Here is a 15,252-nt window from a genome sequence, read left to right as displayed (position 1 = left end):
GTACTGCAATGCAATGCGGGAGAGTAGGTAGCCGCCTCCTTTTATCAAGAGCCTCGATTACGAAAGTAGTCGGGGCTTTTTTGTTTTTGCTTGATTTATATCAAACCTAAGTGTTACTAAGTGTTTAATTACGTAAAAATGCGCTGATAATCAGCTGATTACTTGCATAATTCGATTTTTTTTTGTATCTTTGCAAACGATAAGAATAAGGATACCAGTATCTTGTGCTTTTTGTTGTGTGAGAAGGTATCCATTAAGGTATCTAACGGGACTGAGGTGAGCAGCCTTTCTTTTTCTCACAAGTTGCCACCGCGAAATCACTGATGTTGTATTTCAGCTTTTCAGGTTCCATAAAACAATTAATATGAAGAGAATAGCAATGGTATTAGTTAGCATGTTAATGCTGACATTAGAAATTCATGCAGCATCGGCTGCAACATCAGGAAATGTATCCTCTACCAGCGAGATGGACTGGACTTCAGTGATGGAGGCTATTATTCAGGTAGAGAGTAAGGGTGATCCGAAAGCTAAGAGCGGTAACTCTGTCGGTGTGATGCAGATCACTCCAATTTTAGTAGCAGAATGTAATAATATTCTGAAGCGCAAGAAATCGAAGAAGCGCTACACTTTGGCTGATAGATATAATGTAGCTAAATCTAAAGAAATGTTTCTATTGATTCAGAGTGTCTACAATCCTCTTAATAGTATTGAGCACGCAATCCGTTCATGGAATGGCGGTAATCATTACAGCAAGAAGCGTACTCAAAGATATTTCGAGAAGGTAATGAAACTTTTGAAAAAGTAATTCTTTTTTCATAAGGCCCGATTGTTCAGAAAAAGAGCAATCGGGCTTGCTTTTTACTCGTTTTCTCCTCTTTTAGGTACGTTTTGTTGCTATTCTGCTTAATAACTGTTAAATATATGCAGATTTCTGACAATTTGTTTGGTGGAGTCAGAAAAAAGTCGTACCTTTGCACTCGCAATTCAGAAATGAGTTGATTATATCGCGGTGTGGAGCAGTTGGTAGCTCGCCAGGCTCATAACCTGGAGGTCGCATGTTCGAGTCCTGCCGCCGCAACAATGATCGGGTAAGAAGTTGGTCAACAACATCTTATCCGATTTTTTTTGTGCCCTAATTTATTAATTTAACATTAAATATTTGTTTAATTCGAATTAAAGTGCTACTTTTGCACAATAATATTTTTATGTGCAATTAATAAAAAAGGAAGGGCTTCAATATGTCAGTATCCAAAACAAGACAAAAACTGGTAGATGTCGCACGACAACTCTTTGCCAAGAATGGTATAGCAAATACTACGATGAATGATATTGCTGTAGCTTCTGGTAAGGGTAGACGTACGCTCTATACTTATTTCAGTAGGAAAGAGGATGTCTATTACGCTGTGATAGAATCAGAGTTGGAGCGTCTTTCAGATAAGTTGGACGAAGTTGCCAATTGCAAGATGCGTCCACAGGATAAAATCATCGAGCTTATCTACACTCATCTCAGTATGATTAAGGAAACGGTTGTAAGAAACGGTAACCTCCGTGCTGAGTTCTTCCGGAATATCTGGATGGTTGAGAAGGCAAGAAAGAACTTCGATGAAGACGAAATAGAGATTCTCAGAAGAATTTATGCCGAAGGAAGAGAAGACGGTGAGTTTGATATTGATAACATCGATCTGGTGGCCGATATTACTCACTATTGTATCAAAGGTCTCGAGGTTCCGTTTATCTATGGACGTCTGGGTCATGGCATGAATGTGGAGTCGAGCAAACCTCTGGTTGCCAAGGTGGTTTATGGTGCTTTGGGAAAGTCGGGCTTGAAACTCTAGATAAAAGAATATAGTAAACTCGTAACTAATTGATAATTAATTAAATAAGAAAGAAATGGGATTATTAAGTGGTAAAACAGCCCTTGTAACAGGTGCTGCTCGCGGCATCGGTAAGGCTGTCGCTATGAAGTTCGCCTCTGAGGGCGCTAACATCGCATTTACAGACCTCGTACTCAACGACGATATGGCTGCCGGTTTGGAAGCTACTCGTAAGGAGATTGAGGCTCTTGGTGTAACCTGTCGTGCTTATGCTGGTAATGCAGCAGATTTCGAGGAGACACAGAAGACTGTTAAGCAGATTCATGAGGACTTCGGTTCTATCGATATCCTGGTTAACAATGCAGGTATCACCAAGGACGGTTTGATGCTCCGTATGAGCGAGGCTCAGTGGGATGCTGTTTTGAATGTAAACTTGAAGTCAGCCTTCAACTTCATTCATGCTTGCTCTCCAGTCATGCTTCGTCAGCGTGGTGGTTCTATCATCAACATGGCTTCTGTAGTAGGTGTTCATGGTAATGCAGGTCAGTGCAACTATGCAGCTTCTAAGGCTGGTATGATTGCTTTGGCTAAGTCTATCGCTCAGGAGTTGGGTCCTAAGGGCGTACGTGCCAATGCTGTAGCTCCTGGTTTCATCGAGACAGCAATGACAGCACAGTTGCCTGAGGAAATCCGCAAGGACTGGATGAAGAAGATTCCATTGCGTCGTGGTGGTCAGACTGAGGATATCGCAAATGTTTGCCTCTTCCTCGCTTCCGACTTGTCTAGCTATGTAAGCGGTCAGGTTATTCAGATCGACGGTGGTATGAACATGTAATCTCTCGGCAATCGTTTTATTGATAAAACATGCAGGTAGTTTACGAAGACAACCATATAATCATAGTCTCTAAGAGAAGTGGCGAAATCGTGCAGGGCGACAAGACCGGCGACGAACCACTCTCGGAGACTGTGAAACAGTACATCAAGGAGAAGTATCACAAGCCGGGAAATGTTTTTCTCGGTGTGGTGCATCGCCTTGACCGTCCTGTTTCGGGTTTGGTCGTATTTGCCAAGACTTCTAAGGCATTGAGCCGTCTGAACAATATGTTCAGGGATGGCGAAGTTCACAAAACCTATTGGGCCATTGTGAAGAACATGCCAAAGGAACCTGAGGCTACGCTCACCCATTGGATTGTAAGAAATGAAAAGCAGAATAAGAGCTATGCTTACGACCATGAGGTGAAAAACTCGAAGAAAGCGATATTGAAGTATAAGGTGATAGGTCATACAGACCATTATACACTTTTGGAGGTGAACTTGATGACGGGTCGCCATCATCAGATAAGATGCCAGCTTGCCAAGATGGGATGTCCTATCAAGGGAGATCTGAAATACGGTTCTCCACGTAGCAATGCAGATGGCAGTATTTCTCTCCTTTCACACAGAGTAGAATTTGTTCATCCTGTGTCTAAAGAAACAATAGTAGCAGAGGCTCCGCTGCCGGATGATAATCTTTGGCGGGCTATTGCACCCTAACTCAAAAAGTCCATGCTTATGAAGAGGTATGCGAAATGGGCAGGAATCACGGTGTTGATTCCATTGGTGCTCATCTTGTTGTTATCCATTCTGCTTTATCTGCCTCCTGTTCAGAATTGGGCGGTAAAGCAAGTGGCTGCTTATGCCTCTGAGTCGACGGGTATGGATATTTCGGTAAAGCAAGTACGCCTTGTCTTCCCTCTGAAACTGGGAGTGGAAGGCGTAAAGGTACTTCAGCCAATCGACTCACTCAAGAATTCCCCAAACTTGGCTTTAAGAAATAAGAGAGATACCGTTGCCGACATCTGGAAGATGGTGGTAGACGTACAGTTGTTGCCTCTTTTCGAAAGTCAAGTCATGGTGGATGAACTCAATTTCACCCAGATGAAGGTGAATACCACTAATTTTATTCACGAAGCAAGAATTAAGGGCAATGTAGGTAATCTGCGCCTGAAGGCTCATGGCATTGACCTCGGAAAGGAGAAGGTCAGGGTGAATCATGCCCTGTTGGCTGATGCCCGCCTCTCCGTAGAGTTGAGCGATACGGTGCCGCCAGATACTACGCCTAGTACCAATTTCTGGAAGGTGAATATCGAAAAACTGAAACTGAAGAACACTGATTTCGTATTACACATGCCTGGAGATACTCTTCAGGTGAATGCTTATTTTGGAGATGCGGTGGCGCAGACTACCTATCTCGACCTTTATAAAGGACTTTATCAGATAGGTCATCTTGACTGGAAAAAGGGCAAGGTGAACTATGACCAGAACTATATCCGTCCGGTATCGGGCATGGACTTTAACCATATCGCCCTGTCGGCCATGACTTTGAAGGCAGACTCTTTCTATTATTGCGATTCAAAGATAGATGTCAGGATTCGTGAAGCTCAGTTTAAGGAGAAAAGTGGTTTGCAGGTAGACCAGCTCTATGGCAGATTCGTGATGGATTCCGTGAAACTGCAGTTGCCTGATATTTGTCTCCGTACCCCATACTCCCAGTTGCAGGCAACGGTGGATATGGATATGAATGCCTTTGATGAGGTGAAACCTGGCAAGTTGATGGCACAGCTGAAGGGAGCTTTGGACCGTTCAGACCTGTTCCTCTTTGCAGGCGATGCCTTCCCAAGCGCCATGAAGAAGAAATGGCCATTCTATCCGATGAAGATAGAAGGTTCGTTCAAGGGAAATATGCAGCAGGTATCTTTCTCGGGCTTGAAACTGTCGCTGCCTACAGCCTTCGAACTGAGTGCTGATGGAAAATTGGGTAACCTGACGGATATGAATCGTCTGAAGGCAAACGTAGATTTGGAGGCCCGTACCTATCATCTGGATTTCGTTACCGCCATGCTTGCCCCTTCTCTGATGCAGGAGATACGTGTGCCTGCCGGTATCGGAATCCGGGGAAACATTCAGGCAGACGGCTCCAGATATGCTACCCGACTCGCCATTACCGAAGGTCGTGGCAGGATGAAGGTAGATGCCAAGGTAGATGCGAAGACCCGGAAAGACGGCAGTATTGATATGAACCGTCTGGCTTATCAGGCTAAGATTCAGGCGCACAACATCCAGGCAAAGCATTTCCTGCCAAAACAGGATTTGCATTCTTTCACCGGCTCATTGGAGGCGAAGGGTGTGGGAACAGATTTCTTCTCTCCTCGTACCCGATTGCAGGCTAAGGCACAGGTAAACCAGATTCAGTATGGCAAATACAAACTGGATCATGTATTGGCAGTGGCTCACGTTGCCAATGGAAAGGTGCATGCCGATATCGACAGCAAGAACCAGTATCTTACGGGACTCGTCAGCCTTGATGCACTTACGAATTCCAAGAAACTGGAGGCTACCCTGGTGGCAGATGTACGCGATGTGAATCTGTATTCGTTAGAGGTAACGAAGGCACCGATGCGCCTGTCGCTCTGCGGTCACATGGATATCAGGTCCGACCTGAAGGACAGTCATGACATCATGGCTTCGATGAGTGATATTACGGTTCGTACGGCTAAGAAGAATTACCGTCCGGTGGGTGTTGACGCTGATGTCTTTACCCGCAGAGATACCACGCATGCAGTCATCGATTGTGGCGACTTCCATCTCAACATGGATGTACACGGAGGCTATAAGCAGTTGCTGAGCCGTTTTGCCGGATTGCAGAAAGAATTGGCTCATCAGCTCAGAAACCATCATATCGACCAGGTGAAGATTCGCAGCCAGTTCCCGTTCGGTCATGTTTATCTTACCACAGGAAAGGACAATTTCATATCCCGTTTCATCGCTTACTGCGGTTATGATTTCAAGACGGTGGATATGAAGATGACCATGTCGCCTGTAACGGGTGTCAATGGTTATCTCAACATCGATTCTCTGGTGGCGAGTGGCATGCAGTTGGATACAATCCGTGCCTTGGTGAAGACTGAGGGCGATACCATCCGCTATGCAGCCCGTGTTCAGAACAACAAGCATAATCCTCAGTATGTGTTCCGGGCACAGGTAGAGGGCGAACTGCAGGAGAAGGGTTCCAATATCGATGCCCGCATCTATGATGCCAAAAACAGATTGGGTGTAGATGTGGGGCTGGAGGCACTGCTGCTGGAAAACGGCGTGAAGATTTCGCTCATCGATACCCATCCTGTCCTGGGTTACAAGAAGTTTACTGCCAACGATGACAACTATCTGATGTTGGGCAATGACGACCGTGTTTCTGCCAATCTGATTCTGCAGGCAGCCAACGGCATGGGTATCCGCATATACAGCAATGATGAAAACGAAGAAGCGCTGCAGGATCTTACGGTCAGCATGAGCCAGTTTAATCTGGATAAAGTGCTCAGCGTGATTCCTTATATGCCGGACATCTCGGGTATTCTTGACGGCGACTTCCATATTATCCAGACCAAGGATGAATTCTCGGTTTCTTCTAATCTGAACATCGACAATTTGGTTTACGAAAAGTGTCCGATGGGAGATGTCGGTACTGAATTCGTTTACATGCCAAAGAGCGATGGCTCTCATTATGTAGATGGTATCCTCAATTATGAGGGTGAAGAAGTGGCTACCGTGAAGGGTATTTACAGGTCTGAAGGAAGCGGTTATCTCGATGCCGAAGTGGGCATGGAGAAGTTGCCTCTGCATTTTGTCAATGGTTTTGTTCCTGACCAGATTATGGGTCTGAAGGGATATGGCGAAGGTAAACTGAGTTTGAAGGGAGCCTTGAGCCAGTTGGATGTAGAGGGCGAAGTATATCTGGATTCGGCTTATCTCGTCAGTGTGCCTTATGGCATCACGATGCGTTTTGCCAACGATCCGGTCCGTATCATCGGCAGCAAGTTGCTCTTCGAAAACTTCATGATGTATGCCAACAATGAGAGTCCGCTCAATATCCAGGGCAGTCTCGACTTTACGAATATAGAGAAGATGATGCTCGATATCCGGATGAGAGCACAGAACTTCCTGCTGATTGATGCCAAGGAGAATGCCCGTTCCGAGGCTTTCGGCAAGGCGTATGTCAACTTCTATGGTGCGATGCGCGGACCGGTAAGCAATCTGAAGATGCAGGGTAAACTGGATGTGCTCGGCAATACGGATATGACGTATGTGCTGAAAGAATCAGAACTGACTACTGATACGCAGCTCGATGAACTGGTGAAGTTTACGAATTTCAAGAGTGGCAAGCCTGTCGTTGTCGAGCGTCCGGCACTGGAAGGATTGAGCATGATGTTGGGCATGTCGATAGACGAGTCGGCTCATATCCTCTGTGCATTGAATGCCGACCAGACCAACTACATCGACCTGATGGGCGGTGGTGATCTGACGATGACTTACAATTCGGTTGATGGCATCGGCATCACGGGCAAGTATACCCTGAACAATGGTAAGATGAAATATTCGTTGCCTGTCATTCCGCTCAAGACGTTTGATATCCAGGACGGCAGCTATATCGAGTTTAACGGCGATCCGTTCAACCCGACCCTGAACATCACGGCAACAGAGAATGTCAGGACAACGGTAAACGAGGGACAGGGAACCGGTCGCTCGGTTGATTTCATTTGTGGCGTAAAACTCTCTAAGACCCTGAATCAGCCAGGCATCCAGTTTATCATTTCCTCACCAAATGATGCCACCTTGCAGGATGAACTGAACACGATGAGTGTTGAAGAGCGTGGTAAGATAGCCATTACGATGCTGGCTTCGGGCATGTATCTTGCCAACGGCAATACCAATTCGTTCTCCATGAACAGTGCCCTGACCTCTTTCCTCAACTCTGAGATCAATAATATTGCAGGTTCAGCGATGCGTTCTGTGGGTGTGGATGTCGGTATGTCGGTGGATAACTCTACCAATGCAGCAGGTGCCATGCACACCGATTACAACTTTAAGTTTGCCAAGCGCTTCTTCAACAACCGTTTGAGTTTCAGTGTGGGCGGCAAGGTTTCTACCGGTGCAGAAATGGAGAATGCAGCCAATAATGATGATGTATTCTTCAACAATATCGAATTGCAGTACCGTCTCAACGAAGGTGCGAGCCAGTATATCCGTGCCTTCTACAACAGCAATACCTACGATTGGCTCGAAGGCTTGATAGGTGAGTATGGTATCGGTTTCAAGTGGCAGAGAAAACTGCAGCATTTCAAGGATATCTTCCGGTTCAAGACCGATAAGCAGCAGATTCCTGCAGCCCCAATGGAGAAGAATCCTGCGGTGAAGAAGAGTACGAACGAAAAGAAGGATACGATGGAGAAAGCCAGAACAAAGGACTTTGACCCATTGAAACTTAACGAAAAGTAATGATCGATATGAAACAGCAGAACAGGTTATACCTTATTATATATGTGGCAGCATTGCTGATGTTGTCGGGGCAGCTCATCACGGGTTGCTCTTCAACCAGTGCGCTGAAAGAAGACGAGCAGCTGTTTACGGGTCTGGTACCTATCGAGTATAAGAACTACGAGAAGGGTGCCTATGCCGATTCTACCATCACCGAGATGGAGTATGCCCTGGCTTCGGCTCCGAACGGTGCTTTGTTCGGAAGCAGCTATTACCGCACACCGTTCCCTGTGCGCCTGTGGATATGGAATGCTTTCTCCCAGTCGCATGGAGCAATACCCAAGTGGATAACCAAGGTGTTCGGTTCCAAGCCTAAGCTGATGGCAAATGTGAACCCGCAACTCCGTGCACAGGTAGCTGAGCATCAGCTCGATAAATATGGCTATTTTAACGGTAAGGTGACTTATGATGTACTGACACAGAGCAATCCGAAGAAGGCGAAGGTTGCCTATCATGTAGACTTCGGCCATCTCTGGACGCTCGATTCGATGACTTATCTCAACTTCCCTGCCCAGGGCAGGCAGCTCATAGATTCCTCCATGAACAAGGCGCTCATCCGGAAGGGGAGTCCTTTCAATGTCTCCAACATGGAATCGGAACGTCAGCGTATCACCCGTCTCTTCCGCAACAGGGGCTATTATTTCTATCAGAACAGTTATGCTTCTTATCTTGCCGATACCGTGAATGTGCCCGGTAAGGTGCAGTTGCGGCTGATGATGGCAGACAGCGTAGACGATAAGGCTACCCGACAGTGGTATATCGGAAAGATTCATGTTAATTTCAGAAAGCAGTATATGGAGGAGTTGAAGGATTCCTTTGTACGCAGCTATCTGAGTTTCCATTATAACGGAAGAAAGATGCCGATACGTCCGGGTATCGTTTTGCAGAGCTTGCGCCTGCGTCCCCGCGAATTGTATCGGGTTCGTACCGAGGAACGTGCCAAGACCGGACTCCAGGAGATGGGACTCTTCAGCTATTCCAGCATCCTGTTTACCCCCCGTTCGGTGCAAACCCTCGACAGTCTGGGCCATGTAGTATATCGTGATACCTTGGATGCCAATATCGACCTGGTATTCGACAAGCCATACGATTTCTATGTCGAGGCAAATGCCCGTGGCAAAACAACCGGTAGAGTAGGACCGGAGCTGGTAGTGGGTCTTACCAAGCGCAATGCTTTTCATGGAGGTGAGAAACTTTCTGTCAACCTGCATGGTTCGCATGAGTGGCAAACCATCAGTAAGGCTGGCGGTGGTTCAACCCGCATCAATTCCTATGAATACGGTTCGGATGTATCTGTAGAGTTTCCTCGCATCATCACGCCTTGGAATATGTTTAGGACGATGGAGCAGAATGAGCGCAGATACCGTGCCGGACACATGCCTACCAAATATCGGGGTGTGCCAACTACTACCATCAAGGCTTCGATGAATGTACTGAACAGAGCCAGCTACTTCCGGCGTCATGTGGCATCGGGCGAGTTGACCTATGCCTGGTCAACCTCTTACCAGCATCAGCATTCCTTCAGTCCGCTGATTCTCTCTTATGAATTTATGAACAGCCGTACAGCCGCTTTCGACAGCATTCTCGCCCTGCATCCTTATCTCCAGATATCGATGCGCGACCAGTTTGTGCCGAAGATGAGTTACACCTATACTTATCGCAGTCCGCGCCGTTACCGCCATCCTATCACCTGGTCAACCACCATCAGCGAGGCAGCCAATATCCTGTCGCTTGGTTATATGGCAGCCGGAAAGGGATGGAACGAGAAAGACAAGAAGATGTTCAAGAATCCGTTTGCACAGTTCCTGAAACTGGAGACTGATTTCGTGAAGTATTGGCGCATCACCCAGGATGGTACGCTGGTGGGACATGTCAATGCCGGCATTATCTGGAGTTATGGCAATGCCGAGAATGCTCCTTATTATGAGCAGTTCTATATCGGTGGTGCCAACAGTGTGCGTGCCTTTAATGTGCGGAGTATCGGACCGGGCAGGTACCAGCCTACCAACAGCAAGTATTCGTATATCGACCAGACGGGCGACATCAAGTATCTGATGAACCTGGAATACCGTCAGAAGGTTTGGGGCGATCTCTATGGAGCCCTTTTCCTGGATGCAGGTAATGTGTGGACCTTGCGTAACCATGAGTACAGTCCGCTCGGCAAGTTTGATGTAGGCAAGTTCTTCGGGCAGCTGGCGGTAGGCACCGGTGTCGGTGTGCGTTATGATATGGGTATGTTTGTAATACGTGTCGACTGGGGTATCGGTCTGCATGTTCCTTACGATACCGGCAAGAGTGGCATCTACAACATCCGTCGGTTCAAGGATGCCCAGAGTCTGCATTTCGCTGTGGGTTATCCTTTCTAGGTTTAGCCTGGGAGATGCGTCCGGAAATAAGTCTGATATGTGTTACAGATAGCGTATAAAGGGACAAAAAATGACATGAATCAAAAAAAAGTAGGAAAACGTGCGGTTAACTGCATTTTTTTTGTTACTTTTGCATCGTTATTTTATAAATAACTATCAACTATTAATAAATAAAATTATAAACAAAATGAAACCTACGTTATTGCTTCTGGCTGCCGGTATGGGTAGCCGTTATGGTGGTTTGAAACAGCTTGATGGTCTGGGTCCTAATGGTGAGACTATCATGGACTACAGCATCTATGATGCTATTCAGGCTGGTTTTGGAAAGATCGTATTCGTTATCCGCAAGGACTTCGAAGATCAGTTCCGTGAGAAGATTCTTTCAAAGTATGAGGGTCATATTCCTGCAGAACTTTGCTTCCAGGCATTGGATGATCTCCCAGAGGGATTCTCTGTACCAGAAGGTCGTGAGAAGCCATGGGGGACAAACCATGCTGTTCTGATGGCAAAGGATATCATCAAGGAGCCTTTCTGCGTAATCAACTGCGATGACTTCTACAACCGCGATTGCTTCATGGTAATCGGCAAGTTCCTCTCTGAACTTCCAGAGGGCAGCAAGAACCGTTATGCCATGGTTGGTTTCCGTGTGGGTAACACCTTGAGCGAGAATGGTACCGTAGCTCGTGGCATCTGCTCTAAGGATGCTGATGAGAACCTCACTACCTGTGTAGAGCGTACCGAGATTATGCGTATCGATGGTAAGGTATCTTACAAGGATGAGCAGGGCGAGTGGGTTGCTGTTGGCGACAATACTCCTGTTTCCATGAATGTTTGGGGCTTCACACCTGATTACTTCCAGCACAGCGAGGAGTACTTCAAGGAGTTCTTGAGCGATCCTAAGAATATGGAAAACAAGAAGGCTGAATTCTTCATCCCATTGATGGTCAACAAGCTCATCAATGAGGGTACAGCTACTGTTAAGGTGCTCGATACTACCAGCAAGTGGTTTGGTGTAACTTATGCTGCCGACCGCCAGAGTGTTGTTGACAAGATCCAGCATCTTATCGACGAGGGTGTTTATCCAAACAAACTCTTCTAATTTAATGAGATGGATATAAACATTAATATATTGACAGATCAGGAAGCCGCTATTCTCCGAGAGACGATAGCGGCTTCTCATCGTATTGTCGTCTGTGCACATAAGTCGCCAGACGGTGATGCCATCGGCTCTTCATTGGGATGGGCTGGTTATCTTCGCTCTTTGGGCAAGAAAGTTGACATTTGTGTGCCGGATATGGTGCCGGATTCTATTTCCTGGTTGCCTGGAGCTGCCGGTATCCTCCGATATGACAGACAGCCTGAGCTGGTGCAGCAGGCTTTCGATGAAGCCGACCTGATATGCTGTGTTGACTTTAGCAGTGAGGGACGTCTTGATGAGATGGATCATGTATTGTTGGGTTGCAAGACTCAGCGTGTCATCATCGACCACCATCTGGCTCCTAACCTTGAGGCTAAGCTGCTGGTTTCGCAGCCACATGCCAGCAGTGCCAGCGACCTGGTATTCCGTGTAGTCTGGCAGTTGGGAGGTTTCCCACAGATGGATCAGACCTGGGCTACCTGCATTTATTGCGGTATGATGACCGATACGGGTGGTTTCACTTACAATTCTACCCAGCCTTATATCTATTACATCATCTGTCTGCTGCTTACCAAGAACATCGACAAGGATAAGATTTACCGCAATGTCTTCAATAATGCCCGCATTCCGGCAGTCCGGTTCCGTGGCTATCTGATGAATGAAAAGCTGCAGGTAGTAGAGGGACTTCATGCTAGTTTCTATACCGTGACCCGTAAAGAGTTGAAGAAGTATGACTTTATCAAGGGCGATCTGGAAGGATTGGTGAACGTGCCTCTTACCATCAAGGGCCACAAACTCTCCATTTCTCTTCGTGAAGATACGGATATCGACAATCGCATATTGGTAAGTCTCCGTTCGGTAGACGATTTCCCATGCAATAAGATGGCAGCCGAGTTCTTCAATGGTGGCGGTCATCGCAATGCTTCCGGCGGCAAATTGCTTTGCAGCATGCAGGAGGCAGAGCAGATTGCACTGAAGGCTATCCTGGCATACGCCGATATGCTGAAGTAACCGCTTTTTTCCTCAGAAATGACGAAAAAGGCAGAAAACAACCCCGTTTTGAGGCAATAGGATGATAATAAGTGATAAATAATAATAAAATCAACCTATTCCTCTCGGTGTTGTCTTATCTTTTTTGTACCTTTGCCCAATAAATCAGATTTTAAAAAGAAGAATGAAGAAATTTTTGTTTGCAATGATTGCTTTCGCGGCTGTTTTATCATTTGCCGCATGCAATGATAGTGAGACTTATAAGGATATGCGCGACAGAGAGCTCGATTCTATCAGCTCCTTCTTGCGTAAGGAAAATATTAAGGTCATCTCTGAGGATGAGTTCACCAGACGTTGGAATAATAATCAAAGGTTGACAGATACAGCAAAGAACAACAACGAATGGGTACTTTTCAACAGTAACGGTATCTATATGCAGGTGATTGACCAGGGATGTGGCGATTATATCAGGAAGGGCGAAACGGCAGATGTGCTGGTCCGTTTTGATGAGTATAACCTTTCGTATGCTGCAGAAATGAGCGATAAGTGTCTCACGCTTTCAAACAAAGTTCCTGCTTATTCCTTTTATGTAGATAAGATGAGCGTTACCAATACTTCCGGTACTTTCACCGGTTCTTTCGTTGATCCTAAAGCCAGTCTGATGGCTCTTACCTATAATTCCAGCTATTCTGGTTTAAGTTCTACCGTACCTAGCGGTTGGCTCATCCCGTTCTCCTGGGTTAAGATAGGCAGACCAAAGACTGATGATGACCGCATAGCTCATGTCCGCCTGCTCGTACCTCATTCTTACGGTACCACATCGGCATCGGGCAGTGTACAGGCATGTGTTTACGACATGACCCTGCAGAGAGGAAGATAAATATAAACAGAAAAAGATATATTTATGACACTGATTAAATCTATTTCTGGTATCCGCGGTACTATCGGCGGTCCAGCGGGCGATACATTGAATCCGCTCGATATCGTAAAATTCACTTCAGCATACGCTACCTTCATTCGCCGTAGCGGTGCTTCTAAGAGTAATACCATCGTTGTAGGCCGTGATGCACGCATCTCTGGCGAGATGGTAAAGAATGTGGTTTGTGGAACCCTCATGGGTATGGGCTACGATGTGTTGAACATCGGTCTGGCTACTACTCCTACCACCGAACTTGCTGTTACCATGAGTGGTGCAGCCGGCGGTATCATCATCACTGCTTCTCACAACCCACGCCAGTGGAATGCCCTCAAACTCCTCAACGAGAAGGGTGAGTTCCTTACTGCAGCTAATGGTAACGAGGTGCTGGGCATCGCTGAGAAGGAAGACTTCGAATATGCGGATGTGGATCATCTCGGTAAATATACAGAAGACAATACATTCAACAAGCGCCATATCGACTCAGTACTTGCTTTGAAGCTCGTTGATGTAGAGGCTATCAGAAATGCTCATTTCAAGGTTTGTGTAGATTCCATCAACTCTGTTGGTGGCGTTATTCTTCCTGAGTTGCTCGATGCGCTCGGGGTAGCATATACTTTCCTCAATGGTGAGCCTACAGGCGACTTCGCTCATAATCCGGAGCCATTGGAGAAGAACCTCGGTGGTATCATGGATGAGTTGAAGAAGGGTGGCTACGATATGGGTATTGTTGTTGACCCGGATGTTGACCGTCTGGCTTTCATCTGCGAAGATGGCAAGATGTTTGGCGAGGAGTATACCCTGGTCAGCGTAGCCGATTACGTATTGGGCAAGACTCCTGGCAATACAGTCAGCAACCTTTCATCTACCCGTGCCCTCCGCGATGTTACCGAGAAGCATGGTGGCAAGTACACCGCAGCTGCTGTAGGCGAGGTGAATGTTACTACCAAGATGAAGGATGTTCACGCAGTCATCGGTGGTGAAGGCAATGGTGGAGTCATCTATCCAGAGAGCCATTATGGTCGTGATGCCCTCGTTGGTATCGCCCTCTTCTTGAGCAGTCTGGCTCACAAAGGCTGCAAGGTGAGCGAACTCCGTGCCAGCTTCCCTAACTATTTCATCGCCAAGAACCGCATTGACCTCACTCCATCTACCGATGTAGATGCAATTCTCGTCAAGGTAAAGGAGATGTATGGTAAGGAGAAGGATGTCAACGTAACAGATATCGATGGCGTCAAGCTCGATTTCCCTGACAAGTGGGTTCACCTCCGCAAGAGTAATACCGAGCCTATCATCCGTGTATATAGCGAGGCTTCTACCATGGAGCAGGCTGATGAGCTGGGCAAGAAACTCATGCAGGTGGTTTACGATATGCAGTAAGATACAGAATAATAGATTATAAAAAGAGATGAAGCAACGTAGATTTTGCTTCATCTCTTTTTTTATAATCTACTGAACTTTCGCAAGTAAGCTCCATACGCCCTAGTCCTGTAACACACGTAAATGTACAAAAACGAATTTTGTTAAATGAACCAAAATGAACCAATTTTTCTGAATCTTTACATAAAAGACACAAAAACTCAGAAAACTTTCTTTCTATCAACAACTTAGGTGATAGAGTAGTAAGCGGCTCCGCGTTTATACCTTGCCCTTTATCGTAAAATTTCTTACCTTTGC

The 15,252-nt window shown here is 46.3% G+C and carries 11 protein-coding genes and 1 tRNA gene; 11 read left to right on the top strand and 1 reads right to left on the bottom strand.

All coding sequences use genetic code 11. The features are described from left to right. Nucleotides 1–364 precede the first annotated feature (364 nt). From KSW37_RS13540 to glmM, 11 genes are all read left to right on the top strand, one after another. Nucleotides 365–805 (top strand): lytic transglycosylase domain-containing protein, encoded by a 441-nt coding sequence (locus tag KSW37_RS13540; protein ID WP_217314898.1) that lies wholly within the window; start codon nt 365–367, stop codon nt 803–805. A 200-nt stretch (nt 806–1,005) separates the two neighbouring features. Then, nucleotides 1,006–1,078 (top strand) — tRNA-Met (locus tag KSW37_RS13535). 160 nt (nt 1,079–1,238) lie between these two features. Continuing rightward, nucleotides 1,239–1,835: a TetR/AcrR family transcriptional regulator gene (locus tag KSW37_RS13530; RefSeq protein ID WP_006847902.1), complete on the top strand. Its 597-nt coding sequence runs from the start codon at nt 1,239–1,241 to the stop codon at nt 1,833–1,835. Nucleotides 1,836–1,890: 55 nt separating this feature from the next. Beyond that, on the top strand, nt 1,891–2,649 hold the full coding sequence (fabG, locus tag KSW37_RS13525) for a 3-oxoacyl-[acyl-carrier-protein] reductase (RefSeq protein WP_217314897.1): 759 nt from the start codon (nt 1,891–1,893) through the stop codon (nt 2,647–2,649). Between the two features lie 29 nt (nt 2,650–2,678). Continuing rightward, nucleotides 2,679–3,347, top strand: coding sequence for an RluA family pseudouridine synthase (locus KSW37_RS13520; RefSeq protein WP_022120326.1), 669 nt, complete (start codon nt 2,679–2,681; stop codon nt 3,345–3,347). 18 nt (nt 3,348–3,365) lie between these two features. Beyond that, complete coding sequence (locus tag KSW37_RS13515) at nt 3,366–8,126, top strand: translocation/assembly module TamB domain-containing protein (RefSeq protein WP_217743499.1); 4,761 nt, start codon at nt 3,366–3,368, stop codon at nt 8,124–8,126. Then, the gene (locus KSW37_RS13510; protein WP_217743498.1) at nt 8,126–10,531 is read left to right on the top strand and encodes a BamA/TamA family outer membrane protein; all 2,406 of its coding nucleotides are present in this window, start codon (nt 8,126–8,128) and stop codon (nt 10,529–10,531) included. Before KSW37_RS13515 ends, KSW37_RS13510 begins: the two co-directional genes overlap by 1 nt. A 187-nt stretch (nt 10,532–10,718) precedes the next feature. After that, nucleotides 10,719–11,630, top strand: coding sequence for a nucleotidyltransferase (locus tag KSW37_RS13505; protein WP_022120329.1), 912 nt, complete (start codon nt 10,719–10,721; stop codon nt 11,628–11,630). Between the two features lie 15 nt (nt 11,631–11,645). Then, complete coding sequence (locus KSW37_RS13500) at nt 11,646–12,680, top strand: DHH family phosphoesterase (RefSeq protein ID WP_437183134.1); 1,035 nt, start codon at nt 11,646–11,648, stop codon at nt 12,678–12,680. 163 nt (nt 12,681–12,843) lie between these two features. Then, the gene (locus tag KSW37_RS13495) at nt 12,844–13,539 is read left to right on the top strand and encodes a DUF4827 domain-containing protein (RefSeq protein WP_217314892.1); all 696 of its coding nucleotides are present in this window, start codon (nt 12,844–12,846) and stop codon (nt 13,537–13,539) included. Nucleotides 13,540–13,563: 24 nt separating this feature from the next. Continuing rightward, nucleotides 13,564–14,955 carry a phosphoglucosamine mutase gene (gene glmM, locus KSW37_RS13490; protein ID WP_217314891.1) on the top strand — a complete coding sequence of 464 codons (1,392 nt, stop codon included), beginning with the start codon at nt 13,564–13,566 and terminating at the stop codon, nt 14,953–14,955. Nucleotides 14,956–14,971: 16 nt separating this feature from the next. On the opposite strand, the gene KSW37_RS13485 is transcribed toward glmM, so the two are convergent. Further along, a partial coding sequence (locus KSW37_RS13485) for a hypothetical protein (protein WP_217314890.1) occupies nt 14,972–15,252 on the bottom strand: 281 nt, incomplete at its 5' end.

The organism is Segatella copri (assembly GCF_019127135.1).
Classification (GTDB): Bacteria; Bacteroidota; Bacteroidia; order Bacteroidales; family Bacteroidaceae; genus Prevotella.
The sequence above is the reverse complement of the archived record's forward strand: the minus strand, read 5'-3'. Positions and strand labels throughout refer to the sequence as shown.

Coding starts and splice junctions, on each gene's coding strand:
- KSW37_RS13540 (WP_217314898.1), top strand. CDS start 365: ATGAAGAGAATAGCAATGGTATTAGTTAGCATGTTAATGCTGACATTA.
- KSW37_RS13505 (WP_022120329.1), top strand. CDS start 10,719: ATGAAACCTACGTTATTGCTTCTGGCTGCCGGTATGGGTAGCCGTTAT.
- KSW37_RS13495 (WP_217314892.1), top strand. CDS start 12,844: ATGAAGAAATTTTTGTTTGCAATGATTGCTTTCGCGGCTGTTTTATCA.
- KSW37_RS13530 (WP_006847902.1), top strand. CDS start 1,239: ATGTCAGTATCCAAAACAAGACAAAAACTGGTAGATGTCGCACGACAA.
- fabG (WP_217314897.1), top strand. CDS start 1,891: ATGGGATTATTAAGTGGTAAAACAGCCCTTGTAACAGGTGCTGCTCGC.
- KSW37_RS13520 (WP_022120326.1), top strand. CDS start 2,679: ATGCAGGTAGTTTACGAAGACAACCATATAATCATAGTCTCTAAGAGA.
- glmM (WP_217314891.1), top strand. CDS start 13,564: ATGACACTGATTAAATCTATTTCTGGTATCCGCGGTACTATCGGCGGT.
- KSW37_RS13510 (WP_217743498.1), top strand. CDS start 8,126: ATGATCGATATGAAACAGCAGAACAGGTTATACCTTATTATATATGTG.
- KSW37_RS13515 (WP_217743499.1), top strand. CDS start 3,366: ATGAAGAGGTATGCGAAATGGGCAGGAATCACGGTGTTGATTCCATTG.